Below are 25,675 nucleotides of genomic sequence, written 5' to 3'. Positions count from 1 at the left end.
CGAATCAATCGCAGGAGGTCCGGACCATGTATGTCTGCATCTGCAATGCCATCCGCGAAAGCGAACTGCGCCGCGTTGCGCGGGTCACCAGTGGTGATGCAGAGACGGCTTACGCGGCGCTGGGCAAGCGGCCCAACTGCGGTAACTGCTTGTGCGAAGCGGAAGAAGTGCTGCGGCACGAGCGCGAACATGCCCTCTGTCCGGCCGTCGCGGCCTGATCCCACGCTAACGCTAATCGCTCGCAACTAACGGATTTATATTGGCTTTTTCTTCGCCTCCCTTGCTTTAAAGCAAGGTTTGCCGCATAGGCTGCGCTGCGTGAGGACAACTGGAGACCGGCCGTGAAGGGCGATGCAACCGTAATCGATTATCTCAACAAGGCGATGACCAACGAGCTCACCGCTATCAACCAGTATTGGCTGCACTACCGCGTGCTGAAGGACTGGGGTGTTGACCGGCTGGCGGAATACGAGCGGCACGAATCGATCGACGAGATGAAGCACGCCGACCAGCTGGCCGAGCGGGTACTGTTCCTTGGCGGCCTGCCCAACTTCCAGGCGATCCACAAACTCAAGGTCGGGGAAACGGTCGAGGAAATCCTCCGCGCCGATCTGGCGGTGGAGCATGAAGCCATTCCCTTGCTGCGCGATGCCATCGCGCACTGCGAAAGCGTGCGGGACTTCGTCACCCGTGACCTGTTTGCCGCCATCCTCGCCAGCGAAGAAGAGCACGTCGATTTCCTGGAAACCCAGTTCGACATGATCGAGCGGATGGGCCTCGAAAACTACGTCCAGCTGCAGAGCAAGCCGGCCGGGGACTAATCCTCGGCCTCTCCGGCAGGAGGGGCGTGCAGGTCTTCGCGCGTGCGGTGACCCCGGGCGGCGACCAGCGTTTCGGTGACGAACAGCATCAGGGCCCCGATCAGCAGGCCCATCGTCGCGATCCAGGCGAGCGCGGTCAGGGTGCCGATCTGCGGCGTAATGAAGGCGCTGATGAACAGCAGCGCAATCACGACGCAGATGGTGAGGGCCGCCGCCGTGCTCAGCATGACTGCCCGCTGCGCCAGCCTCCGGCGCCGGTGCAGCACGTGCAGTTCGCCCAGCCGCTCGCGCGCCTCGCCCGCTTCGAGCCGTGATTCGAGCCGCTCGATCCGGTCAGCCACCCAGATCAGGCGGCTCATCATCACGTTCATGACGGCGCCGATTGCGGCCAGCAGGAAGGCCGGGGCCAGGCTCAGGCGAACGATTTCCTGCACCACCAGAGTGCTTGAAGTCCGGGCCACCAGATCACTCGCCAGACCGCCGCTTTCTACCAGCAGATCGAGCATGGTCAGTCCTTCGCGAAAGGGTTCTTTGCGCTCTTGAGCACGACCCGGACCGGCACCGCATCAAAGCCCAGTTCGCGCCGGATGCCGTTGACCAGGTACCGCTCGTAGCTCTTCGGCAGCAGCTCCAGCCGGGTGCCGAACACCACGAAGCGGGGCGGGCGGGTGCTGGCCTGGGTGATGTAGCGCAGCTTGATCCGCTTGCCGCCGGGGGCGGGGGGCGGATTGGCTTCCATCGCATGATCGAACCAGCGGTTGAGCGCCGCTGTCGATACCCGGCGGGACCAGCTTTCGCGGATATCGAACGCCGCCGCCAGCAATTGGTCCAGCCCCTTGCCGGTAATCGCGCTGACGGCGAGCAGCGGCACCCCGCGCACCTGCGCCAGCCCTTCGTCAAGTGCCGTGCGTATGCCGTTGAACAGCCCGCTCGCGTCTTCGGCCACGTCCCACTTGTTGATCGCGACCATCAGGGCGCGGCCTTCCTGCAGCACCATGTCGGCAATCTTGAGGTCCTGGTGCTCCAGGCCCTTGGTCGCATCGAGCAGCAGCACCACCACTTCGGCGAAATCGACCGCGCGGCGGGCATCTGCGACCGACAGCTTTTCCAGCTTGTCCTGCACCTTGGCCCGCTTGCGCATCCCGGCAGTGTCGATCAGGCGGACGGGGCGCGCCTCGCCCGTCTTCGGATCGGTCCATTCCCAGTCGACCGCAATCGAATCGCGGGTGATGCCGGCCTCGGGCCCGGTCAGCAGCCGGTTTTCACCAAGCATCCGGTTGATCAGGGTCGATTTGCCCGCATTGGGCCGGCCGACGATGGCCAGCTTGAGCGGGCCGAGCGGTGCATCCTCGCCCTCTTCCAGCGGTTCGTTCGCAGCGGCCTCGGCTGCATCGGCCTGTTCGCCGATGATCGGCCACAGCGCGCCGAACAGGTCGGCAATGCCTTCGCCATGCTCGGCCGAAAGGGGCACCGGCTCACCGAAACCGAGCGCATAGGATTCGTACACACCCGCTTCCCCGGCGTTGCCCTCGGCCTTGTTCGCCACCAGCACCACCGGCACTTTCTGCTCCCGCAGCCAGCGACCGATTTCCTCGTCGAGCGGAGTAATCCCGGCCCGCGCGTCGATCACGAACATTGCCGCATCGGCGCCTTCCAGGCTGACCTCGGTCTGGGCCCGCATCCGGCCCGGCAGGCTCTCGGCGTCCTCGTCCTCCCACCCGGCGGTATCGACCACGGTGAACTCCAGCCCGGCAATCCGGGCGTCGCCCAGCCGTCGGTCCCGCGTCACGCCGGGCTGATCGTCAACCAGCGCGAGCTTCTTGCCCACCAGCCGGTTGAACAGGGTGGACTTGCCCACATTGGGGCGCCCGATGATGATGACTTGCGGTTTCATGGCTCTCGCCGTGCAGGTGGCGGCTGGCGGGCGGTTTGGCAAGCGTTGCGGCTGTCCGGGGCCGAATCATGGTGAATTTGCCTTAACCACGCATGGGAGGGCGTTCCTAAGGTAAACCGGCAAATAACTGCCACCGATGAAACGGACCGCCGCCCTCCTCGCCGCTGCCAGCCTGGCTGCTGCCGCATCGCCCCTGCTGGCGAGCGCCAGCGTGGGCTTCGAGCGCCCTGAAACGTCGGCGCGCGAACTGCCGCCCTACCTGCAATGCGTGCCCTATGCGCGGCAGCTCAGCGGCATCCAGATTTTCGGCGATGCCCACACCTGGTGGGATCAGGCCGCCGGCCGCTACGAGCGCGGGCGCACGCCCAAGGTCGGCGCGGTGATGGCGTTCCGGCCGCACCGCAACATGCAGCTGGGGCACGTGGCGGCGGTGAGCAAGGTGGTCGACCAGCGCACCGTGCTGCTCGACCATGCCAACTGGTCGCCGATCGACGGGCGGCGCGGGCAGATCGAGCGCGATGTCATGGCGGTCGACGTCTCCCCCGGTAACGACTGGAGCGAAGTGCGCGTGTGGTATGCGCCGCAGGGCGGGCTGGGCACCAGCAGCTGGCCGGTGCACGGCTTCATTTACAGCAAGCGGGCAAAGCTGGACCACATGCAGATCGCCGCTGCCCCGGCAGCGCGCCCGGCGTCCGTTGCGGCGGCTCCGCTCAGCGCCCCGGTGCGGGCCGAGCCCTCCCGCGCATTCGCCAGCGCCTTCGCCGGATTCGGCAGCGCGCCAGCCCAAGGTAATGCGGGGCAGGGCGGCGCGAGGCAGAACCTGTCCGCGCAGGCCGCTCTGGCCGCGCCACAGCGCACGGCCCAGCGCACGGCCCAGCCGCAAGCCCAACCAGCCGCGCAGCAGCGCCGCGCCCTGGCACCGCAGGCCCTCCCTGCCAGCCGCCCCGCCAGCCGACCTGCCAGTTCGCCAGCCAATATCGACCCGATCAATGCGGCGCTGGCGCGGTACAGCCGGTAAAATCCTGCCCAATCGTCGGCCTCGCCGGAGTTGGGCCCGCCGAACCGGGGATGGGGTGCAGGGTGACAAAGGTGACACCGCGTCACCTTCTGTCATGGGGCCTAACCTTCTGTATTGAAGCGATTAAGGCCCTCCTCTCCGGGCCGGACGGACACGCGCGCCGCGCGCAAAACCGCCCGCACGCCGCCAGCGGCAGGGTGCAAGGATCAAGCAGACGAGGTCAAAGAGCGCGCGGCCCGTCGAAACGGCCGACACACTGGCTAGCGCATGGTGGCGGTGTAGGAAAACGGATCGTCGGCGTCATGCCTGCCGCCGCTTGGGGGACCACGCCGTAAGCCAACCCGCTCCCCGTCACCCCGGCCGAAGAGCCGGGGTCCCGCTGCTCTTTGTCCTGTGACGCCCCGCTGCCAACAAGCGGGAACCCGGATCAACTCCGGGGTGACGGAATGGGGTGTGCTGTCTGCGCAATTACCGGATTACCGTGTTTGGATTATTGCTCCGTATTTGGAGCGTCGTGACAGCTATGATCCTGCAAATCCTTATTTCAATCGATGGAATATGGCGATAGCTTGACCGTCAGCAACACAGGGTGGTCATATGGAATTTGAGAACACTATTTCTGAATTGCAGGCTACGCTGCGCAAGCACCGCGCGAAGCTGCTCACTGAAGAGGCTGCAAAGACCACACTCGTCCTGCCCTTCTTACGAGCACTGGGCTATGACATTTTTAACCCTGACGAGGTGATTCCCGAATTCGTCTGCGACGTTGGAACGAAAAAAGGCGAGAAGGTCGATTATGCGATCTGCGTTAGTGGCGAGATCCAAGTGCTTGTGGAGTGCAAACCCGCCAACGGCGACCTCTCAATCAAACACGCAAGTCAACTTTACCGCTATTTTGCGGCAACTGATGCGCGAATTGCGCTTTTGACAAACGGAGTCCTCTATCGCTTCTTCACGGATGCGGAGAAGGCAAACATGATGGATGACCGCCCGTTTTTCACATTCGACTTGGACAATTACAAAAAATCAGACCTGCGCACCCTAGCTGCGTTCCAACGGGCGGACTTCAACCTAGAGCGGATCGTTTCGCACGCCGGTGCTCTTAAGCTGCAATCCGAAGTCACGGCCGAATTGCGCAAAGAGTTTGCCGATCCTTCGGACGATCTTATCCGGCTCATCGCAGGTCGGCTTCATGACGGGCGCCTGACAGAGGCCGTACGGGAGCGGTTCCGCAATGCAATCGCCAACTCAATTTCATCGCTTATCCGCGACGGCATAAACGAGCGGCTTGAGAACGCCATCAGCCATGGCGGCGCTATCGAGGAGGTCCCTCCTGCGCCAGCGGATGATGATGGTGTAGAAACTAGCGAAGCAGAAATTGATGGTTTCAATATCATTCGAGCTATCTGCGCTAGCAAGGTTTCGCCCGCCCGAATCGTCATGCGGGATGCAAAGTCCTACTGTGCGGTGCTGCTCGACAATAACAATCGTCGCACGATCGCCCGCATGCACTTCAACAGTCCGACCTCACGCTACTTGGGCGTTTTCGCTGGGAAGGATGAGACGCGTTTGCCTGTAACCGAGCCGGTTGATATCTATCAGCATCAGAAGGCCCTGCTTGCTCGGATTGTCGAGCTCGAATCCGGAAATGGGGATTGAGCGCGTTTGCGTATTCCGAAGTGACTATCCTAAGTCGCTCTCGTCCGCACCTTGAAGCTGGCAGGTTTGTCACGCCCTAAATCACCCCTTCCGGATAACCGGCGGGTTCTCGCCCAGGTCCTCGTACCATGCCTCGACCGGGCCTGTCAGCTTGAGGGTGATCGGCTGGCCCTTGCGGTCGAGCGCCTTGCCGGCCTGGACCCGCACCCAGCCTTCGGAGACCGAGTATTCCTCGATATCGGTCCGCACCCGGTCCTTGAACCGGATGCCCACGCCGCGGCGGAGCTTCTCGGCATCGAAGAATTCGCTGCGCGGGTTGACCGACAGGCGATCAGGCGGGGTGTCGCCAGCGGTGCTGGCGCTGGCGGGCGGGGTATCAGGTGTGTTTTCGTCGGTCATGCCGCGCCCCTAAAGCGCGCGGCCCCCCGCCGCAATATCAATCCGGTGCGATCAGTCCGGGGGCGGCGGGGTCTCGTCCGGGCCGCGGCCGGGATTGTCAGTATCGGGCTGGGGCGGCTGGATTTCGCCGGGCAGGCGCCCGGGTGCCTCGTCAGGGGTGGGGAAAGCGGGGGTTTCCGGCGGCGAGATTGGCTCGATCGTATCGGGTGCGGGCGTGGTGGCCATGTCAGGTTCCTTTCATCCGGCCAACGTCCTGCGGCTCCGATACGTTCCCCTCACCATACCCCGTACCATCGCCGCTTGCCCTTTTGCGCCCGCCCGATTAAGGGCGCAGCCCTGTTCGCGTGGGGTGCGTGCGCCCCGGCGCGCGGCTTCGTTCGAATTGCGGGCGTGGCGGAATTGGTAGACGCGCTGGTTTTAGGTACCAGTATCGCAAGATGTGGGGGTTCGAGTCCCTTCGCCCGCACCAGTCCCCGCCCGGCATCCTGCGGTACGCAGTGTTATCGGCAGTGTTTTTAAGAAGGTTTGATTTTCCACCATGCAGATCAAAGAGACCGTCAACGAGGGACTGCAGCGCGCCTTTGAGGTGACTGTTCCGGCCGCTGAAATCGAAGCCCGCGTCGATGCGGAAATCAGGAAGGTTGCCCCCCAGATCCGGATGCCGGGTTTCCGCCCGGGCAAGGTTCCGGCCAACCTGGTGCGCAAGATGCACGGCGACCAGATGCACGCGCAGGCGGTCAACGACGTGATCCGCGAATCGGTCGACAAGCTGATGGCCGAGCAGCAGTTGCGCCCGGCAATGCAGCCTTCGGTTACGCTGCAGGACGGCTATGACCAGGGCAAGGACGCGGTCCTTGCGGTCGAGGTCGAAGTGCTGCCCGTGATCGATACGCCGGATCTTGACGGCCTGGCGCTGGAGCGGCTGGTGGTCCCGGTATCGGACGAGGCGGTTGACGAGGCGGTGCTGCGCATTGCCGGCCAGCAGAAGAGCTACAAGGACGCCCCCAAGACCCGCAAGGCGCAGGACGGCGACCAGCTGATCATCGATTTCACCGGCTCGCTCGACGGGGTCGAGTTCGAAGGCGGCAAGGCGGAAGACGCGCCGCTGGTGATCGGATCGGGCCAGTTCATCCCCGGCTTCGAAGAGCAGCTGACCGGCGTGAAGACGGGTGAGGAAAAGACCATCACGGTCACCTTCCCGGAAGATTATCCGGCCGAGAATCTCAAGGGCAAGGAAGCCCAGTTCGCCATCACCGTGAAGCAGGTCAAGGTCGAGAGCGAGACCAAGGTCGACGACGAGTTCGCCAAGAACCTGGGCCTCGAAGGCATCGACCAGCTGCGCGGCCTGCTGCGCGGCCAGCTGGAGCAGGAAACTGCCGGGCTGACCCGTACCCAGATGAAGCGCCAGCTGCTCGACCACCTGGCCGCAGGGCATGATTTCGCTGTGCCGCAGAAGATGGTTGAAGCCGAATTCGAGCAGATCTGGGCCCAGCTCCAGCAGGAAGCCGCGCGGGATGAGAACCCCGAGCAGGCGATGAAGGACATCGAGGCGGAAAAGGACGATTACCGCGCGATTGCCGAGCGCCGCGTGCGCCTCGGCCTGCTGCTGAGCGAGATCGGCCAGAAGAACGGGGTCGAAGTCTCGGCCCAGGAAATGAACATGCTGCTGCAGCAGGCTGCCCAGCAGTATCGCCCGGAAGATCGCCAGCGGTTCCTTGACTATGTCCGTTCGGAGCCGATGGCCGCCGCCCAGCTGCGCGCCCCGCTCTATGAAGACAAGGTGGTCGATTTCCTGTTCGACAAGGCCGAAGTCACCGAGCGGGAAGTGACCCGCGAGGAACTGGAAGCCGCGATCGAAGCGGAAGAAACCGCTCCGGCGGCCAAGCCGGCAAAGAAGGCTGCGGCGAAGAAGGCTCCGGCCAAGAAAGCTGCCGCCAAGGACGACGCTCCGGCTGAGGAAGCCCCGAAGCCGAAGAAGGCCCCGGCCAAGAAGGCTGCCCCGAAGGCTGACGGCGAAGAAAAGCCGGCTGCCAAGAAGGCCCCGGCCAAGAAGGCTGCGGCGAAGAAGTAATCAGCCCGGCGGCGCGTGTCAGTCGCCCGCGCTCCATGGCTTGAACGAGGGCGCGGGCAGTTCGGCTGTCCGCGCCTTTTCGTAGGCGGCGCCTGCTTTCAGCACGTCATGGTCAGCCCATTTGGCGCCGATGAAGCTGATCCCCACCGGCAGCCGCTCGACCGCGCCCATCGGCACGGTCAGGTGCGGATACCCGGCAATCGCGGGCGGCGAGCCGAACCCCATGCTGCCGTTGAAGTTGTCACCATTGACGAGGTCGGTGGTCCATGTCGGGCCGCGCGTCGGGGCGACCAGCAGGGTGACATTGTGTTCGGCCAGCAGTGTGTCGAGCGTCTCCGGCCCGGCAATCCGCAGCGCGTCGGCGCGGGCTTTTTCATAGGCTTCCCGGTCGGTGGTGGTCTCGGCCAGCTCGAACAGGTCCTGCCCGAACCAGCGCATCTCGGCCCCGTCGTTGGCCTGGTTGAAGGCGATCAGATCGGCCAGGGTGCGCGGCAGCGTGTCGCGCCCGGCCGGCTGGGGGAGGCTGGCGAGATACTTGCCCATGTCCTCGCGCAGTTCGAACATCAGCACGGTGAAGCTGTCGCTGTACATCTGGTTGTTCGGCTCGAACTCGATATCGACCAGCACCGCGCCCGCCCGCTCCATGTCGGCCAGGGCCTGTTCGAACACGGCCGTCAGGTCAGCCCGGTTGCCGATCTGCTTGCGCATGACCCCGATCCGCACACCTGCGAGCGAGGCGGTGCCGAGCCCGGCTGCGAAATCGACCTTGCGCGCGTCGGCTTCGGCGGTGGCTGGGTCGAGCGGGTCGCTCCCGGCGATGGCGGTGAGCAGCATCGCGGCGTCCTCCACGGTGCGCGCCATCGGCCCGGCGGTGTCCTGCGTGCTCGAAATCGGCACCACGTGGGTGCGGCTGACCAGGCCGACGGTTGGCTTGAAGCCGACGATCCCGTTGACGCTGGCGGGGCAGGTGATCGAGCCGTTGGTTTCGGTTCCGATCGCGGCCCAGGCGAACCCGGCGGCCACCGCCGCGCCGCTGCCCGAAGACGAGCCGCAGGCATTGCGGTCGGTCGCGTGCGGGTTGCGGGTCAGCCCGCCGACCGCGCTCCACCCGCTGCTCGAATCGTTGTCGCGGATATTGGCCCATTCGCTCAGGTTGGTCTTGCCCAGCACCACGCCGCCGGCTGCGCGCAGGCGGGTGATGAGCGGGGCATCGCGGCCGGTCATGTTGTCCTTGAGCGCCAGGCTACCCGCCGTGGTCGGCCATTCGCGGGTTTCGATATTGTCTTTCACCAGCACGGCCCGGCCCTGCAGCGGAGTGCCGAGCAGTGCCTGCGACTTCGCCGCTGCATCGGAATCGTGCACGATCACCGCCCCGATCATCGGGCCGGCATCATCCAGTGCCTCGATCCGGTCGACGTAGGTCTGGGTGTCCTGATGGGGCTGGGCCGAGGCCGGTGCAGCGAGGCTGCTGGTGGTGACGAGTGCGAGGAGCAGGGCGGTGGTTCTGGTCATGCCCTGCACACTGCCAGCGGTTTCACACTATGCAAGGGTTAACCCCCTTGCATAGTGGGCCAGTCATCGCGACATAGCGGCGCTGACACGACGCAAGAAGGGATTCCCATGATCGACCTGTTCGGTTCCGACACCTACTCCACCCAGGGCCAGTTCACCCACGATCCGGTGACCGGGGCGCTGGTGCCGATGGTGGTCGAGCAGACCAGCCGGGGCGAGCGCAGCTTCGACATCTTCAGCCGCCTGCTGCGCGAGCGGATCGTGTTCGTGACCGGCCAGGTGGAAGATGGCATGGCCAGCCTGATCGTGGCCCAGTTGCTGTTCCTCGAAAGCGAGAATCCGTCCAAGCCGATCAGCATGTACATCAACTCGCCCGGCGGGGTGGTGACGGCCGGCATGGCGATCCATGACACCATGCAGTACATCAAGCCGCGCGTCTCGACCGTGTGCATCGGCCAGGCCGCCAGCATGGGCAGCTTTCTGCTCGCTGCGGGAGAGCCGGGGATGCGAATCGCGCTGCCCAACGCCCGGATCATGGTCCACCAGCCGTCCGGCGGGGCCCGCGGCATGGCCAGCGACATCGAAATCCAGGCGCGCGAGATCCTGCGCATCCGTGAACGGATGAACGCGCTCTATGTGAAGTACACCGGCAAGAGCCTGACCGATATCGAGAAGGCGATGGACCGCGACACTTTCCTCGAAGCGGACGAAGCCCTGAAATTCGGCATTGTCGACAAGGTGTTCGAGACGCGCCCGGAAAGCGACAGCTCGGACGGCGAAAAGGGCAGCGGCGGCGCGCCTGATTAAGCGGCACGGCGGTTGCCGGTTCACGTTCCGCCCCGCGGCGGGACGTTAACTGTAGCTTTTTGGCAACCCTGCCATTTCAGCTTGTAGCAAGGCACGCGTGCTAGACGCAGGCTGTTGATTAATGACCGTCCGGCCTTACAACTGGACGAATCCCCTGACGGAAATCCATCCGGAGGGGGATTCAGGACCTTACGGGAAATGACAAAGTTGAGCGGAACTGACAGCAAGAGCACCCTGTACTGCAGCTTCTGCGGGAAGTCGCAGCACGAGGTGCGCAAGCTTATCGCCGGCCCGACCGTGTTCATCTGCGATGAATGCGTCGAGCTGTGCAACGACATCATCCGTGAGGAAACCAAGGCCGGGCTGTCCGGGCGCAAGGACGGCGAAGTGCCGACCCCGATGGACATCTTCACCACGCTCAACGATTACGTGATCGGGCAGGACCGGGCCAAGCGCGTGCTCTCGGTCGCGGTGCACAACCACTACAAGCGCCTGAAGCACAGCGGCAAGGGCGGCGATGTCGAACTGCAGAAGTCGAACATCCTGCTGGTCGGGCCGACCGGTTCGGGCAAGACCCTGCTGGCCCAGACGCTGGCCAAGACTTTCGACGTGCCCTTCACCATGGCCGACGCCACCACGCTGACCGAAGCCGGTTACGTGGGCGAGGACGTGGAGAACATCATCCTCAAGCTGCTCCAGGCGAGCGACTACAATGTCGACAAGGCGCAGCAGGGCATCGTCTACATCGACGAGATCGACAAGATCACGCGCAAGGCGGAAAACCCCTCGATCACCCGCGATGTGAGCGGCGAAGGCGTGCAGCAGGCGCTGCTCAAGCTGATGGAAGGCACCACCGCTTCGGTGCCGCCGCAGGGCGGACGCAAGCATCCGCAGCAGGAGTTCCTGCAGGTCGACACCACCAACATCCTGTTCATCTGCGGCGGTGCCTTTGCCGGGCTGGACAAGATCATCGGTGACCGCCTGCAGAAGCGCAGCATCGGGTTCGGCGCCAATGTGGCCGATCCGGACCAGCGCCGCGTGGGCGAGCTGCTGGAAAAGAGCGAGCCGGAAGACCTGCTCAAGTTCGGCCTGATCCCCGAATTCGTCGGCCGCCTGCCGGTGATCGCCACGCTGCACGATCTCGATGTGCCGGCGCTGGTGCAGATCCTGACCGAGCCCAAGAACGCCATCGTCAAGCAGTACCGCAAGCTGTTCGAGCTTGAGGATGTCGAGCTTACATTCACCGACGACGCGCTCCAGGCGATTGCCGAGAAGGCGATCAAGCGCAAGACAGGCGCACGCGGCCTGCGCTCGATTGTCGAAGGTCTGCTGCTCGATACCATGTTCGACCTGCCTGACCTCGATGACGTAGGCGAGATCGTGGTCGACAAGGACGTGGTCGAAGGCCGCAAGGACCCGATCCGCGTGCATGACGGCGAAGAAAAGGAAGAGGCGGCCTGAACCCGCCCGCTTCGGCTCGTTTCATCCGGTGAGCCTTCCCTCTCGGGGGGAGGCGGCCTGCCCCCAGGTAGGTCAGAGGGGCCGTAGCCCCGCGATCAGTGTCGCCCCCCCTTTCTGCCTGCCACGGCGTAGCGGCTACCTGTCGCATCAGGGGCAGCCCTGTGCCGGACCTGCTCACCCGCCGTTTCATAGGCTTGCCGAAATTGCACGAAAAACCCCGCCCGGCAGGAGGAATGCCGGGCGGGGTCAAGTGGGCGCCGCCAGTGAGGGGGGGTGCAGGGTGGCGACGCCGCGGGAAAGTCCGTTATGCCGGCAGGAAGACCCCGTTGGTCACGTGGATCACGCCGTTCGAGGTCTTGACGTCGGTCTGGACAACCGTGGTCTGGCGGCCGGCGGCATCGGTGATCACCACCTTGCCATCGACCAGCCGCGCGGTCAGCTTCTGGCCCGCAATGGTGTCGATCATGGCCGTGCCGCCACCGGCTTCGATCAGCTTGACCACGTCAGCGGCCATGACCTTGCCGGCGACTGCATGATAGGTCAGGACCTTGGTCAGCGTGCCCTTGTTTTCCGGCTTGAGCAGCGTGGCAACGGTGCCATCGGGCAGCGCGGCGAACGCTTCGTCAACCGGGGCGAAGACCGTGAACGGACCGGGGCCCGAGAGAGTCTCGACCAGACCGGCAGCCTGGACGGCTGCGACCAGGGTTCCGTGAACGCCGGTGCTCTGGGCGGTGGCAACAATGTTCGGCGTGGCCTTGGCGGCAGCCTTGTGATCATGGGCCAGCAGCGGTGCGGCGGTGGCGATGGCAAAGGTGCCCATGGCAGCAACGGCTGCCAGCGAGGCGGCCTTGAAAGTGGTCATTTTCGGCATCGGTAACTCCTTCAGTGGGAACAAGCCCCGTCCTGCTTGTCGGGAGGAGTTACGCAGGCTCCGGCGGTGCGGATGCACCCGGACGCCAGAAAAAGTTCAGATCGTGCGGAAAGCGCCTTCGGCCACCACGGGCCCGGCGCTCTGCCCGGCGGGCTTGCCGCCCAATGGCTCGCGGGTCAGGACCATGGGAATGCCATCGCGGATCAGGCCGGCAAGTTCCGGATCGAGGCGCACACGGGCTTCCTCGCCCGGGCGCACCACGCCCAGCGACCGCAGCTCGCCTTCGGGCGGGACCAGCCACAGTTCGTGATCGTGAACCCCGTCAGCGCTGAGGCCGCTGGCGGATACCAGCATTTCCTGCCGGTCAGGCAGGTAGGTCACACCCAGTCGCAGAGGCGTGTCGCCGATTGGGATCGAGGCGACCAGGGGCCGTTGCGCCATGGTCGGGCTGACGGTTCCGGGAGACTGGAGGCCCGGTGACTGGGGCTGCACCACCAGCAGGGCCACCGCACCTGTTGCGGCAATGGCAGCACCTGCCGCGGCGCGCTGCCAGAAGCGCACCCGCGCCTTGAGCGAGACCACTTCTCCCCCTGGCACCGCATCGATCTGCGCGCTGATCCGGGCCCAGAGCGATTCGTCGGGCTGTGCCCCGGCTATGTCGTCCAGCAGGGGTGCCAGGCGCGATTCCCAGAACGCCACCTGTCCGGCAAAAGCCGGATCGCTCGCCATCAGGCCGCGCGCGCCCAGCAGCTCTTCGCCTTCCAGCAGGCCCAGCGCATATTCGGCAGCGAGTTGGTCGCGCTCGGTCATGCCGCGTCCTCCAGGCAGGCTTTGAGCCGCATCATGCCGCGCCGGATCCAGCTTTTCATGGTTCCCAGCGGCACGTCCTGCTGCTCGGCAAGGTCGGCATAGGTCCGCCCGTCGAAGAAGGCGGCGCGGATGCTGTCACGCTGGTTGGCTTCCAGTTCGCCGAGGCAGTGATGGACGCGCGCGGTGCGCTCGGCATCGATCAACAGGTCTTCGGCAAGCGGAGCGGCATCGGCGATTTCGGCGGCAGCCTCAAGCGGGGCAGCCTCGCGCTGCACCCGGCCCGAGCGCAGCCGGTCGATCGCACGGTTGCGCGCGAACACGGCGAGCCAGGAAATCGGGCTCGCGCGCGCGGGGTCGTAACGGTCGGCCCTGCGCCAGAGGTTCACGTAAACATCCTGCAATGCGTCTTCGGCCTCCTTCCGGTCACCCAAGATACGATAGCAGATCCCGAATAGCTTCACCGAGGTTGCGCGGTAGACCTCTTCCAGCGCCGCGCGCTCACCGGCGGCGAGGCGGATCATCGCGGTTTTCAGCCGTTCGCGGGCAGCGTCTGCAGCGGTCATTGAATCAGCATCCGGTCCTGCAGCCTCGTTCGCGGACAATCTGGACAGTCACATGGACGATGCGGTGATGATGGGCAAGCTCATGCGCAATTTCACGCAGGAAGGCGTCATCGGGCTGGCCGCCCGGCATGACAAGGTGGGCGGTGAGCGCGGTTTCGGTGGTGCTCATCGGCCAGATGTGGAGATCGTCCACCGCTTCCACCCCGGGCAGGCCGGCGAGGTAATGGCGCACGGCATCCTCGTCGATACCCTGCGGCACGCCGTTGAGCCCCAGGCGGACACTGTCACGCGCGAGGCCCCAGGTGCCCCAGGCAATCACGGCGATAATCACCAGGCTGGTGACAGGGTCGATCCAGCTTTGCCCGGTCAGAAGGATGGCCAGACCCGCAATCACGACCCCGAGGGAAACCAGCGCGTCGGCCGCCATGTGGAGAAAGGCACCCCGGATGTTCAGGTCATCGTGCCTGCCGCGCAGGAAGAGCAGCGCGGTGAGCGTGTTGATCGCAATGCCGATGCCCGCCACCACCACCATGGTCATGCCCTGTACCGGCTGCGGATCCATGATCCGGTTGAGCGTCTCGAACAGGATCGCGCCGATGGCGACCATCAGCAGCGCGGCATTGGCGAGCGCGGCAAGGATGGTGGAGCTCTTGTAGCCATAGGTGTAGCGCGAACGGGCCGGGCGGCGCGCCGCCACACTGGCACCCCATGCGAGGATCAGCGCCAGCACGTCCGACAGGTTGTGCCCGGCATCCGCCACCAGGGCCATGGAGCCGGAGAGGATGCCGTAGGTCGCCTCGACGATCACGAAGGCGGTGTTGAGCACGATCCCGATCAGGAAGGCGCGCCCGAAGTCGGCCGGGCCATGATGGTCATGCCCGTGCCCGTGCCCTTTCGGATGGGCGTGAGAGTGAGCAGCCCCCATGAAGGCTATTCGTACACGCAGGCGTCAAGCCCGTCGCGCCGCACCACGCCCATCCGCGCGGCTATGGTATTGCCATAGCGGCGGGTGAACCCGGTCGGGTTGCTGACTGAGCGCTTCTTGGGGAGCGGCAGGGCGGCTGCCATGCGCGCCGCCTCGGGACGGGTCAGGCTGGCGGCGGACTTGTTGAAATAGCGCTGCGCCCCGGCCTCTGCGCCATAGGTGCCGATGCCGGTTTCGGCGACATTGAGGTAGACCTCCATGATCCGCCGCTTGCCCCACAGGTGCTCGATCAGGAAGGTGAACCAGGCTTCGAAGCCCTTGCGCACATAGCCGCCGCCTTGCCACAGGAACACGTTCTTGGCGGTCTGCTGGCTGATGGTGGAGCCGCCCCGGATGCGCCCGCCTGCGGCGTTCCGCTCGATCGCCTGCTCGATCGCTTCAGCGTCAAATCCGGTGTGCTGGCAGAACTTGCCGTCCTCGGCTGCGATCACCGCCGTCACCAGGTTCCGGTCGATATTGCTGAGCGGCTCCCAGTCCTTGGTGATGCCGTTTGCGTCCATCAGCATGGTGGCGGTGACCGGCGGCGGGACAAAGCGGAACAGCAGCACGAGCACCAGGCTGAGCCCGATGAACCACAGGATGATCTTGGCGAGGATCCGGGTCAGTCGGAGCATGGTTTGCGACTTAGCGGTGATTGACGGCCATGAAAATGCCTTCCTGCATCTATGCCGCGCTGCGAGCCGACCGCTGTCCGAAACTTCCTATCCCGCAAGCCTGATCGCGCGGTAACACCGGATTAACGACAAGGAGTGTTCCGATGGCCAAGCATGTCTGGTGCTGGGGCGACATCATCAACCCTGACCTGGCTGATCGCGCGCTGTGTGCAGATCGGGAGCGCGAAGCCCGCAAGCCCCCGCACCGTCCGCACGAACCGGGCAAGCCGGTGTCTGACCCGGTTGCGGCCTGACGCCCAACAGAAGCCGCACCGGCGCCACCGCTGAGCGATGGCGCCGGCCGTCAGCTGTTACTGGGCGGGAAGCAGCCGCTCCCCGGCGATCCGCATCATGGCCTTCTGCAGCTTCTCGAACGCGCGCACCTCGATCTGGCGGATGCGTTCGCGGCTGACATCGTAGACCTGGCTCAGTTCTTCGAGCGTCTGGGGATTATCGGTCAGGCGCCGCTCGGTCAGGATGTGGCGCTCGCGTTCGTTCAGGCTGCCGAGAGCTTCGGCCAGCATGACGTGGCGCAGGTTGGCCTCTTCCGCTTCAGCGACGGTTTCGTCCTGCAGCGGCCGGTCATCGGTCAGCCAGTCCTGCCATTCGCCCGAGCCTTCCTCGCCCCCGCGCATCGGCGTGTTGAGCGAGCCGTCACCGCCCATCATCATCCGGCGGTTCATGTTGACGACTTCCTGCTCCGACACGCCAAGGTCGGTCGCGATCTTCTTCACGTCATCGGGATGCAGGTCGCCTTCTTCATAGGCGTCGAGATTCTTCTTCATCCGGCGCAGGTTGAAGAACAGCTTCTTCTGCGCCGCGGTGGTGCCCATCTTGACCAGCGACCAGCTGCGCAGGATGAATTCCTGGATGCTGGCCTTGATCCACCACATGGCATAGGTGGCGAGGCGGAAACCGCGATCGGGCTCGAACTTCTTCACGCCCTGCATCAGCCCGACGTTACCTTCGGAAATGAGGTCGCTGACCGGCAGGCCATAGCCGCGATAACCCATCGCGATCTTGGCCACGAGCCGCAGGTGGCTGGTCACCAGCTGGGCGGCTGCTTCCGGATCTTCATGTTCGGCATAGCGCTTGGCGAGCATGTATTCCTGCTCGGCCGTCAGCACGGGATATTTGCGGATTTCGGAGAGATAGCGGTTGAGGCTCTGCTCACCGCCGAGCGCCGGGACGCTCATTGCCTTGGATTTGGTCACTTTTCCCTTAACCTTTCTGTCGACCACTGGCGCTCGGACCCCTGATGGGCATCCGGCATTTCGGGCCACATCCGTATTTATACACGTTTCTGCTGCGTTCTGCAGTGCGTTTCGTCGATTTCAACGAGCGGTTTCATCGATGAGTTCCCGCATGTCGGCGGGAACGGGCGCCTCGAACCGGTGCAATTCCCCCGTAACCGGGTGCTGGAAACCGAGGCTGGCCGCATGGAGCGCCTGCCGGGCAAAACCGAGCCGCTCAAGGAGCGGGCGGAGTGATTTGGGTGTGCGTCCATAGACCGGATCCCCCAATAGCGGATGTCCGATTGACGCGCAGTGAACGCGCACCTGGTGGGTTCTCCCGGTCTCCAGCCGGCATTCGAGCAGCGCGCATCCGTCGAGTTGCTCAAGGGTGCGGAAATGCGTGACGGCGTGCTTCCCGCGCGGTGACTTGTCGTGGAGCACCGCCATCTTCTTGCGGTCGCTCTCGGACCGGCCGAGGCGCCCGCTGATCGTGCCCTCTGCCGGTGCCGGATGGCCTGCACAGACTGCCAGGTAGCGCCGTTCGATCGTGTGGTCGGCGAACTGGCGGGCCAGCCCTTCGTGCGCGGCGGTGGTCTTGGCGGCGACCAGCAGGCCTGACGTGTCCTTGTCGATCCGGTGGACAATCCCCGGCCGGGCGATCCCGCCAATGCCGGAAAGCTGGCCGGCACAGTGATGGAGCAGGGCGTTGACCAGCGTGCCATCCGCATTGCCGGCAGCGGGATGGACGACCATTCCGGCGGGCTTGTCGATCACGATCAGGTGCTCGTCCTCGAACACCACGACCAGCGGGATGTCCTGCGGCTGCGCTGCCGGCTCGGCCGTGGGGGGCAAGGTAATCGTGAAATGCGCGCCGGGCTGCATCTTGGCCGAGGGGTTGGTGGCGATGGTCTTGCCGACCATGATCGCACCTTCCCCCATCAGGGCCTTGATCCGCTCCCGCGACAATCCGCTCGCCTCGGCCAGCGCCTTGTCGAGGCGGCCACCGCTGGCAAGCGTTCCACTGATGATTTCGGGCTCGGCCATGCTAGGGCCATGGGCGATGGAACTGGAAGTCTCAAGTGCCGTGCTGGGGCGATTGCGGGCTGAGGCCGCCGCTGCCCATCCGCACGAATGCTGTGGCTTGCTGCTGGGGGAGGGCTTGGCGGTGACCCGGCTGGAGCCTGCGCGCAACGTTCACCCGCAGCCCGACCGGCATTTCGAAATCGACCCCCGGGCCCTGATCGACGCCTTCCGGGCTGGAAGGGCGGGCGGGCCGCAGGTGCTGGGATATTATCACTCCCATCCGGTCGGCGCGCCCGCGCCGTCCCCGACCGACCGGGCGGAGGCAGCGCACGATGGCCGGGTCTGGGCGATCATCGCCGGAAATGCGGTCAGTTTCTGGCGGGACGCGCCGGATGGTTTCGAAGCACTTTCCTATGTCGTCCGGGACGCTTAGGAGAGGTGCCATGAACAACCAGGACGCCATCGATCTCGCCAGCCTGCTATGCTCGCGCCTGTGCCATGACATGCTTTCGCCGGTGGGCGCACTCAGCAACGGGCTCGAACTGCTTGCCAGTGAAAACGACCCGGAGATGCGCCAGCGCTGTTTTGAACTGCTGGAGCAGAGCGCCCGTATCAGCACCGACAAGCTGAAGTTCTTCCGGCTCGCCTTTGGCGCAGCGGGCGGATTCGGCGAAATGGTCGAAGTGGCCGAGCCCAGGGCGTTGATCCAGGCGCTGGTGGGTGATGCCAAGCGGATCACGATCAACTGGGCGCTCGATGAAGCCAAGCTGCCCAAGCCGGCGGTCAAGATCCTGCTCAACCTCGCGCAGATCGGGCTCGACACCCTGGTGCGGGGCGGCACGCTCGATGTCGGGGTCGAACGGCGCGATTCGGACTATGAAATCGTGGTGCGCGCCACCGGCCCGAAAATCGCCTTTGACCCGGTTGTCGGGCAGGCCTTGCAGGGCGAACTTTCGCCCGCGGAACTGACCAGCCGCACCGCGCCGGCTCACCTGATGGGCTTGCTGGCGGAACAGACCGGCGGCGGGTTGCAGTATCACCTGACCGACGAAGCGCTTGTCCTGGGGGCGGTGCTGCCGCAACCTGAGGGCCTGATTGGCTGATGACCGACCCGCTCGTCCACCGCGAATGCCCTTCGCCCAACTGGAACGAGCGCAAGCTGCCCATCTCCATGGTGGTGCTGCACTATACCGAGATGAAGCCGGTGGACACCGCGCTGGAGCGGATGTGCGATCCGGCGGCCGAGGTCAGCGCGCATTACTGCATTACCGAAGAGGGCGAGGTGATCCGGCTGGTGCCGGAAGACAAACGCGCCTGGCACGCGGGGGCATCGTGCTGGCGCGGCGTGCGCGATGTCAATTCGGCCAGCATCGGGATCGAGCTTGACCATCCGGGCCATGCACTGGGCTATCGCCCCTTCGCAGAAGCGCAGGTGGAGGCGCTGGTGCCGCTGCTGGCCCGCATCCTGCGCACCCACGACATTCCCCGGGCCAACGTGGTCGGCCATTCCGATGTGGCCCCGGCGCGCAAGGTCGATCCGGGCGAGCTGTTCCCGTGGGAATGGCTGGCGGAGTATCGCCTGTGCCTGCCGCGCCCGGGCGTGCAGCTGGGCGATCCGTTCGATAACGATGGCGCCTTCTTCCTCGCGCTGGAGCGGTACGGATACGATATCACCGATCCCGCCAAGGCGGTGGCCGCTTTCCAGCGCCGCTGGCGCCCGCACCGGATTGACGGCGTGGTCGATGGCGAGGTCCGCGCGATCCTGTTCCAGTTGCTGCTTGACCGGGATCGCGGTGCAACCCGCTGATTTTTGATGCAGGTCAAGGTTGGCGGCCGGCCCGACGCCTAGACGGGGTTTCTCACAGCAAGGAACCCCACATGGCGCACACCAATTTCAAGGACTGGCCCGCGATGGCCGCCAATCTTATCCCGGCGATCCGGGAACTGCACAAGGGCGCGCCGGGCGTGATGAAGGCGTTCCGCGAAATGGGGGCGGCGGCGCACGAAGGCGGCGCGCTCGATGCCAAGACCAAGGAATTGCTGGCGGTGGCGATCTCGGTCGCGGTCCGGTGCGATCCGTGCGTGACCTACCATGTCGAAGGCGCGCGCAAGCACGGCGCCACGCGCGAGGAAATCGCCGAGACGCTCGGCCTGGCGGTCTACATGGGGGCCGGCCCCAGCGCGATGTATGCGGCGCAGGCACTGGAAGCCTTCGACCAGTATGCCGACCAGGCAGCGGGGTCAGCGGGGTGAGCGGGCGAACGATCTGCAATCGTTAACCGGCTTGCAAAGCGCTGAAAAACGCGCACTCTCCTGATTTCGGACAAGAAAAAGGGGAGGGGTTCCATGATCCGCAAGATGTCTGCCGAGGCACTCGGCACGTTCTGGCTGGTATTCGGGGGGTGCGGTTCGGCGGTGCTCGCTGCAGCATTTCCAGAGCTCGGCATCGGTTTTGCAGGAGTGTCGCTGGCGTTCGGCCTCACCGTGCTGACCATGGCCTATGCCGTGGGCGGGATTTCCGGCGGGCACTTCAATCCGGCGGTCACGCTGGGCCTGTGCGTGGCCGGACGGCACGGATGGGGCGAGCTGGCGCCCTACTGGGCGGCGCAGGTGCTGGGGGCATTCATCGCGGCGGGCACGCTGTTCGTGATCGCTTCGGGAATGGAAGGCTGGACGCCCGGCGGGTTCGCCTCGAACGGCTATGGCGACCTGTCGCCGGGCGGCTATTCGATGCAGGCCGCGCTGGTGATCGAGATCGTGCTCACCGCCGGTTTCCTGCTGGTCATCCTCGGCTCCACCTCTACCAAGGTGCCCGGTGGCTTTGCCCCGATATCGATCGGTCTCGCACTGACCCTGATCCACCTGATCTCGATTCCGGTCACCAACACCTCGGTCAATCCGGCGCGTTCGACCAGCGTGGCGTTCTATGCCGAAACCGGCGCGGTCGGGCAGCTGTGGCTGTTCTGGCTGGCTCCGCTGGTGGGCGCTGCGATCGGGGCGTTGCTGTGGTGCTACCTGCTGTCCCCCGACGAATCGCTGGCCAATATCGGCGGCGAGGGCAACTGACCGCGACGCCCGCTTCCCTGTGTGCCCGCGCCGGTCTATAAGGCGCGGTGCCAGGGGGCCGGGCAGCCGCGTCACGCAAGTGCCGAGGAAAGTCCGGGCTCCACGAAACAAGGGTGGCGGGTAACGCCCGCCGTGCCGGGGATTTCGGTTTCCGGTAAAGGGAAAGTGCCACAGAGAGCAGACCGCCGATGGCCCGGACCTGGTCCGGGCACAGGTAAGGGTGAAAGGGTGCGGCAAGAGCGCACCGGGGTTCTGGCAACAGCGCCCGCATGGCAAACCCCACCCGGAGCAAGGCCAAATAGGGGCCTCGTGCCGAAAGGCAGGGGTGTTTCGCCCCAAGAGGCCCGGGTTGGCTGCTCGAGCCATGGAGCAATCCATGGCCCAGATGAATGGCTGCCCCCGCCGATACGGTCCCCCTTGGGATACCGTCGGCGGGACAGAACCCGGCTTACAGGCCCCCTGGCACAGCTTACCGGCCCGGCATGATCGCGCGTTGCAGGAACCCAGGCCACAACACGGGACTTCCTGCATCATGACTCAGACGATCGAACGCTCGCCCGCCCAGCGGATTGCCATCGTGCTGGCGGTGTGCCTGCAGATTGGTGCAACCTTCCTGCCCCAGTTGGGGCTTGGCGAGCCGATCGGGGAGCGGTCGGACAGCACCCGCACCCTGATCACGCCCGCCGGCTGGGCCTTCGCCATCTGGGGCCCGCTGTTTCTGGGATCGGCGGTGTTTGCCGTGTGGCAGGCCCTGCCCAGGCAGCGCCGCAATGCCCTGGTTCACCGCATCGGCTGGTGGGCTGCCATTGCCCTGGCGGCGCAAGGGGTCTGGGCAATCTACACCCAGTTTGCGAGCCTTACATTCGTCAGCGTTATCATCATCGCCACTTCGCTCGTGGCGCTGCTGGTGATCCTGAGCACGCTGGTGCGCTATGCACCGGCTTTTACCGGTTTCGAGCGCTGGATCGTGGCGCTGGTGTTCAGTGCGCTGGCCGCCTGGCTGACCGCCGCGACCATCGTCAATGTGAGCGCCTCGCTGGTCTATCATGGCATTGGCGGCGGGCTGGCCTATCCTCAGATCACCGCCGTGATGGTGCTGGTCGGCGGTCTGATCGCGGCGCTGGCCGTGCATCGCAGCAAGGGCAACCCGTGGTATGCCGGAGTGTTCTGCTGGGCGCTGGCGGCTATCTACCTGCGCGGGGGGCAACAGTCCGACCTCATCGCGCTGGCCTGCGCCGCTGCCGCCGTGCTGGTGGTGATCGCCACGCTGGCCGGATTGCGCGATCCAGCCAACCGGCGGCGCTGGTTCGGATAATCCGGTCCGACCAAGTCAAGCCTGCAAAACGAAAGGCGCCCCCGGATCGCTCCGGAGGCGCCTTTTTATGTCGGCTGCAGGGCAGACCCGTCAGAACTTCCAGTTCAGCGACAGGTTGGCCTGGTTGTTGGTGAGCACGCCCCGGCCGAGGTCGGAGGTCATGCTCATCTTGGTGCTCAGGCGATCGGAGATCGACAGCTCTGCCCCGGCATTGACCGAGACCCACTGCGGATCGAGCTGGTTGGCGATCGTGAACGGCACGTCCTCGGCACCGAGGAAGGCTGCGGTGATCACGTCTTCCTTGTCAGCCAGTTCCCGCGCGTAGGCGACCGAGCCGAACGCTGTCAGCTTGCCCTTGCGGCCCACGTTCATGTCAAGCGAGGCCATGGCACCCAGCTTGGCCCCGAGCGAGGTGAAGGTCCGCTCCCGCACGTTGAGGCCGAACACGCCTGCACCGTACTCGGTGAAGCCGCCCAGGTCCGACCGAACGTAGTCGAGGCTGACCACCGGCCCGACGGTCAGGCCCTTGGCCGGCTCCATCGCATAGCCCATCCGCAGACCGGCAAAGGTCTGCTCGCCATCGGCAGAGCCGAGGGCGCTGCGATAGGAGGTGGTGAAGTCGCCCTGGCTGGTCCGCTCCACGCCGTAGTCCTGGCTGGCATAGCCGACGTACATGTCGGCAAAACCCTTGCCGAAGGTGGCGGCGGCATAGGCGGCGGTGGCCACGCTTTCATCCTCGTTCGGACGGAAGCCCGACACGCTCTGCGCGCTGTTGCGGATGTTGGTCATGGCCAGGCCGACGGTGATGCCGTCAGACACGCGGTAGTCAGCCCCGATGGTCAGTTCGCCTGCCTGCAGGAATGCGACGTCTTCCAGTCCGGTCGAGCCGGGCGACTTGCCGTTTTCCGCCATGTTCAGGAACGAGCCGCTGACCGATCCGAAGAAGCCGAGCTTGCCCGGCTCCACCGGCGCGGTGCCGGCCTGCGCGAAGGTGGCATTGCCGGCAGCTGAGAAGCCCGACGCGGCCGGATCGGCCCCGCGCAGGTTGATCGTGCGCTGGGCAATGTGCCCGGTAAAGCGTTGCGCAAAGCCGTTGGCCGAAGCCGACTGGCGGAAGCCGCTGGTCGGGGTGAGGCTGGCAAGCGTCTGGCCGAAGCTCTGGAAGCCGGCGCTGTCGATCACGCCGAACAGGTGCTGGTACGCGCTGTAGCGCCCGGTGAAGCGCAGGGCATCGAGGGCAGAGCCGACCGAAGCGAGGCCACTGCTGGCACCCACGACGGCGTTGATCGACCTTGCCCCGATTTCCACGACCACGTCGTTCTCGACCACCGTGCTGGTGGCAAACAGCAGCGGGGAATCAGTGATGAGCGTGACCGTGTCGAAGTTTCCGTCGACCAGGCCTGCCGAAAGGACCGTGAACTTGGCGCCATAACGCGGCGAGACCCGGTTGATCGGGTTGACCACCAGATGCCCGCCGAGGACCGCTTCACCGGTCACCACCAGCAGATCCTGAACCTGCGGACCACGGAGCAGGCCGATGTCGGCAATGTAGACCCCGTTGCCAACCTGCACGTAATCGCCGTCAACGGTGAAGGTGCGGGCGCGGTTGGTGCCACCCGGCAGCAGCTGGCCGCCCAGGTTGAAGAAGGCCTCGGTCGAAATCGTTCCGGTGCCGGCCATCCGCCCACCGAACATGGCCGCCACGCCGGCATTCAACGTGCCTTCGATGACCGAGGTGCCGTTGAACTGTTCGAAACCGATGATGGTATCGAAGGTGAAAGCCGATGGCAGGATGAAGCGTGCGTTCCGGTGGTCCAGCGCCAGCTTGTCGATTGTCACCGCCATATCGACAGTGGTGGTGCCCTGCCGGTTGAGCAGCACATCGAAATACTGCGCCGGATTGTCGAACGCGGTACCGACTTCGCCATCGGTGTTGTTGGGTACGAACCCGGTCGAACCCGGCCCGAGCAGGACCGAGGATTCGGGCAGGTTGGCACCGAAGCCCGGCGTGCCCTGCGGGGGCAGGAACTGCGAAGGTGCGGTCGAATTGTCCGACACATCATCGTTGATGATCGTGCCGAGTTTCGGCCCGGTGGCGTAAACGCCTTGTTCGGACCCGCCGGGGATGCCGTTGACCAGCTTGCCCGTTCCGTCATCGATGAAGAAACCGGGATCGAGATCCTGGGTCCAGTAATTGGTGTTGGACCAGTTACCGTTGCCGCCCTTGGCCGAGACATACTTGTAGGGCGTGTTCTCGGTGATGAACTCGAAAAACGGGAACAGCGGGTTGTAGAAGCTTGTGTCGCCGTAGCGGTTGTTGCGTCCGAAGAAGTCGTAGCCGCCGCTCAATACGCCCGCGACAACCGGGAAATCATAAAGCTGATCGACGATGATCGGCGATCCGCTGTCACCGGGCGCGGTACCGGATTCGCGCGGCAGGGCATCGCCCGGGAACCAGTCGATCGCATCCACACCAGCAAACGTGGTACAGCTTATGTTGGTGCCGGTGAAAGCACAGTTATCCACGTCCGCCTGAGTCCGGTTCGGATCGTCGAAGTCCACCCAGTACATGACCTGGGTTTCGATACCGAAGGTATCGGCAGTCGGGGCTTCTGCAAAGAAGATCCCGTCAATGAAATCGGCGTTCGAGCCGATCATGCCCATCATGTTCTCGCCCACGCGGCGCAGGAAGCGGCCGCCGGTATTGACTGCGCCCAGATCGCCGGTGCCGTTGGTGCCGTACCCGGTCAGGATCACATGGGTCAGCTGGGTCAGCGGCGAGAGCAGGATCGGCATGGCCTGCACGTCGGTAATCGGTGCATCGAGCGCAATGAAAACGACGTCGGCATAGGGGAAATCGAGCGTGCCCTGGGCCGGAGAGCCCGACGGGTGAAGGATCACGTCGGTGCTGCTGGCCACGCCGCCCGCAGCATAACCGGCGCCGTTGTTGAGCGTGTTGAACAGCCTGGTCGAAGTATCAACCCCGGTCCCGATCAGCATCGAGAACTCCGAAGCGCCGCCGAGCTGACCATAGGCCTCGGACGATCGGCTGTTCATGCAGTGCGCCGCAGTCAGCACGGTGCGCGGGTTAATCAGCGTACCGGTGCAGTTGAGGAATACCTGCCCCGTGGCGTTGTTGGCGATGAACAGCTGGACCACCGCAGGCAGGGTGTTGTCGACATCGACCGAGCCGCCGATGCCGATATCGTCGCGCGCGATCAGTTCGGGGGTGGGCTGAATGAAGCGATTGTGCAAGCGGGTGGCAACGGGAACCTCATCAGCCTGGAAGCTGAGGCGGGCGGCGCGAATCGTCTCTTCGCTCGCCACGACACGGAAGCCGGAAAAGGTGCCGATCGCTTCGCTGGCCACTTCCTGTTCGGCAGATTCGCCGCCGCCTGTTTCAGTGGCGAGGGCAGGCGTCGCTGCCATTGCTGAAGCAAGGCCGACCACGCCGGCGCCAACCAGATACCGATGCTTTCTCATGATTTACCCCTGTATAACAACAAGCACCC

27 protein-coding genes, 1 tRNA gene and 1 other RNA gene are annotated in these 25,675 nt (G+C 64.9%); 16 read left to right on the top strand and 13 right to left on the bottom strand.

Features of this window, described 5'->3' with window-relative positions; genetic code table 11:
- Nucleotides 1-26: 26 nt before the first annotated feature.
- Together U4960_RS15000 and bfr are read left to right on the top strand one after the other, a co-directional pair.
- A complete protein-coding gene (locus U4960_RS15000) occupies nucleotides 27-218 on the top strand; it encodes a (2Fe-2S)-binding protein (RefSeq protein ID WP_324261412.1) in 192 nt (63 codons plus the stop codon).
- A gap of 123 nt (nucleotides 219-341) precedes the next feature.
- Nucleotides 342-821: a bacterioferritin gene (bfr, locus tag U4960_RS14995; RefSeq protein WP_324261411.1), complete on the top strand. Its 480-nt coding sequence runs from the start codon at nucleotides 342-344 to the stop codon at nucleotides 819-821.
- On the opposite strand, the gene U4960_RS14990 is transcribed toward bfr, so the two are convergent.
- Nucleotides 818-1,327: a DUF2721 domain-containing protein gene (locus U4960_RS14990; RefSeq protein ID WP_324261410.1), complete on the bottom strand. Its 510-nt coding sequence runs from the start codon at nucleotides 1,325-1,327 to the stop codon at nucleotides 818-820. The genes bfr and U4960_RS14990 overlap by 4 nt on opposite strands.
- 2 nt (nucleotides 1,328-1,329) lie before the next feature.
- Entirely contained in the window at nucleotides 1,330-2,715 is a 1,386-nt protein-coding gene (gene der, locus U4960_RS14985; RefSeq protein WP_324261409.1) for a ribosome biogenesis GTPase Der, read from the bottom strand.
- Between the two features lie 136 nt (nucleotides 2,716-2,851).
- Between der and U4960_RS14980 the strand changes: the two genes are divergently transcribed.
- Nucleotides 2,852-3,733: a CHAP domain-containing protein gene (locus U4960_RS14980; RefSeq protein WP_324261408.1), complete on the top strand. Its 882-nt coding sequence runs from the start codon at nucleotides 2,852-2,854 to the stop codon at nucleotides 3,731-3,733.
- Nucleotides 3,734-4,330: 597 nt separating this feature from the next.
- Nucleotides 4,331-5,392, top strand: coding sequence for a type I restriction endonuclease (locus U4960_RS14975; protein ID WP_324261407.1), 1,062 nt, complete (start codon nucleotides 4,331-4,333; stop codon nucleotides 5,390-5,392).
- An 81-nt stretch (nucleotides 5,393-5,473) separates the two neighbouring features.
- Here the strand turns inward: U4960_RS14975 and U4960_RS14970 are convergent, their stop codons facing one another.
- Both U4960_RS14970 and U4960_RS14965 read right to left on the bottom strand, forming a co-directional pair.
- Nucleotides 5,474-5,791, bottom strand: coding sequence for a DUF3297 family protein (locus tag U4960_RS14970; RefSeq protein ID WP_324261406.1), 318 nt, complete (start codon nucleotides 5,789-5,791; stop codon nucleotides 5,474-5,476).
- A 51-nt stretch (nucleotides 5,792-5,842) separates the two neighbouring features.
- Nucleotides 5,843-6,016: a hypothetical protein gene (locus U4960_RS14965; RefSeq protein WP_324261405.1), complete on the bottom strand. Its 174-nt coding sequence runs from the start codon at nucleotides 6,014-6,016 to the stop codon at nucleotides 5,843-5,845.
- A 159-nt stretch (nucleotides 6,017-6,175) separates the two neighbouring features.
- On the opposite strand from U4960_RS14965, the gene U4960_RS14960 reads away from it, so the two are divergent.
- Both U4960_RS14960 and tig read left to right on the top strand, forming a co-directional pair.
- Nucleotides 6,176-6,260 (top strand) — tRNA-Leu (locus U4960_RS14960).
- Between the two features lie 69 nt (nucleotides 6,261-6,329).
- A complete protein-coding gene (gene tig / locus U4960_RS14955; protein ID WP_324261404.1) occupies nucleotides 6,330-7,862 on the top strand; it encodes a trigger factor in 1,533 nt (510 codons plus the stop codon).
- An 18-nt stretch (nucleotides 7,863-7,880) separates the two neighbouring features.
- Here the strand turns inward: tig and U4960_RS14950 are convergent, their stop codons facing one another.
- Nucleotides 7,881-9,374: an amidase gene (locus tag U4960_RS14950; RefSeq protein WP_324261403.1), complete on the bottom strand. Its 1,494-nt coding sequence runs from the start codon at nucleotides 9,372-9,374 to the stop codon at nucleotides 7,881-7,883.
- Nucleotides 9,375-9,482: 108 nt separating this feature from the next.
- Between U4960_RS14950 and U4960_RS14945 the strand changes: the two genes are divergently transcribed.
- Both U4960_RS14945 and clpX read left to right on the top strand, forming a co-directional pair.
- The gene (locus U4960_RS14945; protein WP_324261402.1) at nucleotides 9,483-10,181 is read left to right on the top strand and encodes an ATP-dependent Clp protease proteolytic subunit; all 699 of its coding nucleotides are present in this window, start codon (nucleotides 9,483-9,485) and stop codon (nucleotides 10,179-10,181) included.
- 198 nt (nucleotides 10,182-10,379) lie between these two features.
- Nucleotides 10,380-11,642, top strand: a complete 1,263-nt coding sequence (gene clpX / locus U4960_RS14940) for an ATP-dependent Clp protease ATP-binding subunit ClpX (RefSeq protein ID WP_324261401.1) — start codon at nucleotides 10,380-10,382, stop codon at nucleotides 11,640-11,642.
- 304 nt (nucleotides 11,643-11,946) lie between these two features.
- Here the strand turns inward: clpX and U4960_RS14935 are convergent, their stop codons facing one another.
- The 5 genes from U4960_RS14935 to mtgA all read right to left on the bottom strand — a co-directional run bounded on the left by U4960_RS14935 (nucleotide 11,947) and on the right by mtgA (nucleotide 15,485).
- Nucleotides 11,947-12,513: a fasciclin domain-containing protein gene (locus U4960_RS14935; protein WP_324261400.1), complete on the bottom strand. Its 567-nt coding sequence runs from the start codon at nucleotides 12,511-12,513 to the stop codon at nucleotides 11,947-11,949.
- Between the two features lie 96 nt (nucleotides 12,514-12,609).
- Nucleotides 12,610-13,323 carry an anti-sigma factor gene (locus U4960_RS14930; protein WP_324261399.1) on the bottom strand — a complete coding sequence of 238 codons (714 nt, stop codon included), beginning with the start codon at nucleotides 13,321-13,323 and terminating at the stop codon, nucleotides 12,610-12,612.
- On the bottom strand, nucleotides 13,320-13,886 hold the full coding sequence (locus U4960_RS14925; protein ID WP_324261398.1) for a sigma-70 family RNA polymerase sigma factor: 567 nt from the start codon (nucleotides 13,884-13,886) through the stop codon (nucleotides 13,320-13,322). The genes U4960_RS14930 and U4960_RS14925 overlap by 4 nt, the downstream gene beginning before the upstream one ends.
- Nucleotides 13,887-13,890: 4 nt before the next feature.
- On the bottom strand, nucleotides 13,891-14,811 hold the full coding sequence (locus tag U4960_RS14920) for a cation diffusion facilitator family transporter (RefSeq protein WP_324261397.1): 921 nt from the start codon (nucleotides 14,809-14,811) through the stop codon (nucleotides 13,891-13,893).
- Between the two features lie 5 nt (nucleotides 14,812-14,816).
- Nucleotides 14,817-15,485, bottom strand: a complete 669-nt coding sequence (mtgA, locus tag U4960_RS14915; RefSeq protein WP_324261396.1) for a monofunctional biosynthetic peptidoglycan transglycosylase — start codon at nucleotides 15,483-15,485, stop codon at nucleotides 14,817-14,819.
- Between the two features lie 143 nt (nucleotides 15,486-15,628).
- Here mtgA and U4960_RS14910 point away from each other — a divergent pair, with 143 nt between their 5' ends.
- Nucleotides 15,629-15,778 carry a hypothetical protein gene (locus U4960_RS14910; RefSeq protein ID WP_324261395.1) on the top strand — a complete coding sequence of 50 codons (150 nt, stop codon included), beginning with the start codon at nucleotides 15,629-15,631 and terminating at the stop codon, nucleotides 15,776-15,778.
- Between the two features lie 57 nt (nucleotides 15,779-15,835).
- Here the strand turns inward: U4960_RS14910 and rpoH are convergent, their stop codons facing one another.
- Both rpoH and U4960_RS14900 read right to left on the bottom strand, forming a co-directional pair.
- On the bottom strand, nucleotides 15,836-16,720 hold the full coding sequence (gene rpoH / locus U4960_RS14905) for an RNA polymerase sigma factor RpoH (RefSeq protein WP_324263127.1): 885 nt from the start codon (nucleotides 16,718-16,720) through the stop codon (nucleotides 15,836-15,838).
- A 138-nt stretch (nucleotides 16,721-16,858) separates the two neighbouring features.
- On the bottom strand, nucleotides 16,859-17,803 hold the full coding sequence (locus U4960_RS14900) for an RluA family pseudouridine synthase (protein ID WP_324261394.1): 945 nt from the start codon (nucleotides 17,801-17,803) through the stop codon (nucleotides 16,859-16,861).
- Here U4960_RS14900 and U4960_RS14895 point away from each other — a divergent pair.
- The 7 genes from U4960_RS14895 (at nucleotide 17,784) to U4960_RS14865 (ending at nucleotide 22,163) form a co-directional block, all read left to right on the top strand.
- Nucleotides 17,784-18,215, top strand: a complete 432-nt coding sequence (locus tag U4960_RS14895) for a M67 family metallopeptidase (RefSeq protein ID WP_416379075.1) — start codon at nucleotides 17,784-17,786, stop codon at nucleotides 18,213-18,215. The two genes, U4960_RS14900 and U4960_RS14895, sit on opposite strands and share 20 nt — an antisense overlap.
- Before the next feature lie 10 nt (nucleotides 18,216-18,225).
- Nucleotides 18,226-18,885, top strand: coding sequence for a histidine phosphotransferase family protein (locus tag U4960_RS14890; protein WP_324261393.1), 660 nt, complete (start codon nucleotides 18,226-18,228; stop codon nucleotides 18,883-18,885).
- Nucleotides 18,885-19,589: an N-acetylmuramoyl-L-alanine amidase gene (locus tag U4960_RS14885; RefSeq protein ID WP_324261392.1), complete on the top strand. Its 705-nt coding sequence runs from the start codon at nucleotides 18,885-18,887 to the stop codon at nucleotides 19,587-19,589. Before U4960_RS14890 ends, U4960_RS14885 begins: the two co-directional genes overlap by 1 nt.
- 71 nt (nucleotides 19,590-19,660) lie before the next feature.
- Nucleotides 19,661-20,035, top strand: a complete 375-nt coding sequence (locus U4960_RS14880) for a carboxymuconolactone decarboxylase family protein (RefSeq protein WP_324261391.1) — start codon at nucleotides 19,661-19,663, stop codon at nucleotides 20,033-20,035.
- A 93-nt stretch (nucleotides 20,036-20,128) separates the two neighbouring features.
- Nucleotides 20,129-20,848 carry an aquaporin Z gene (aqpZ, locus tag U4960_RS14875; protein ID WP_324261390.1) on the top strand — a complete coding sequence of 240 codons (720 nt, stop codon included), beginning with the start codon at nucleotides 20,129-20,131 and terminating at the stop codon, nucleotides 20,846-20,848.
- Between the two features lie 50 nt (nucleotides 20,849-20,898).
- An RNA gene (gene rnpB, locus U4960_RS14870) (RNase P RNA component class A) lies at nucleotides 20,899-21,315 on the top strand.
- A 65-nt stretch (nucleotides 21,316-21,380) separates the two neighbouring features.
- A complete protein-coding gene (locus tag U4960_RS14865; protein ID WP_324261389.1) occupies nucleotides 21,381-22,163 on the top strand; it encodes a hypothetical protein in 783 nt (260 codons plus the stop codon).
- A 90-nt stretch (nucleotides 22,164-22,253) separates the two neighbouring features.
- Here U4960_RS14865 and U4960_RS14860 read toward each other — a convergent pair whose 3' ends face one another.
- On the bottom strand, nucleotides 22,254-25,646 hold the full coding sequence (locus tag U4960_RS14860; RefSeq protein ID WP_324261388.1) for an autotransporter domain-containing protein: 3,393 nt from the start codon (nucleotides 25,644-25,646) through the stop codon (nucleotides 22,254-22,256).
- Nucleotides 25,647-25,675 lie beyond the last annotated feature (29 nt).

This window comes from Altererythrobacter sp. H2 (genome assembly GCF_035319885.1).
Taxonomy (GTDB): Bacteria; Pseudomonadota; Alphaproteobacteria; order Sphingomonadales; family Sphingomonadaceae; genus 34-65-8.
Note: the sequence above shows the minus strand (reverse complement) of the source record. Positions and strands in the feature narration are given on the sequence as shown.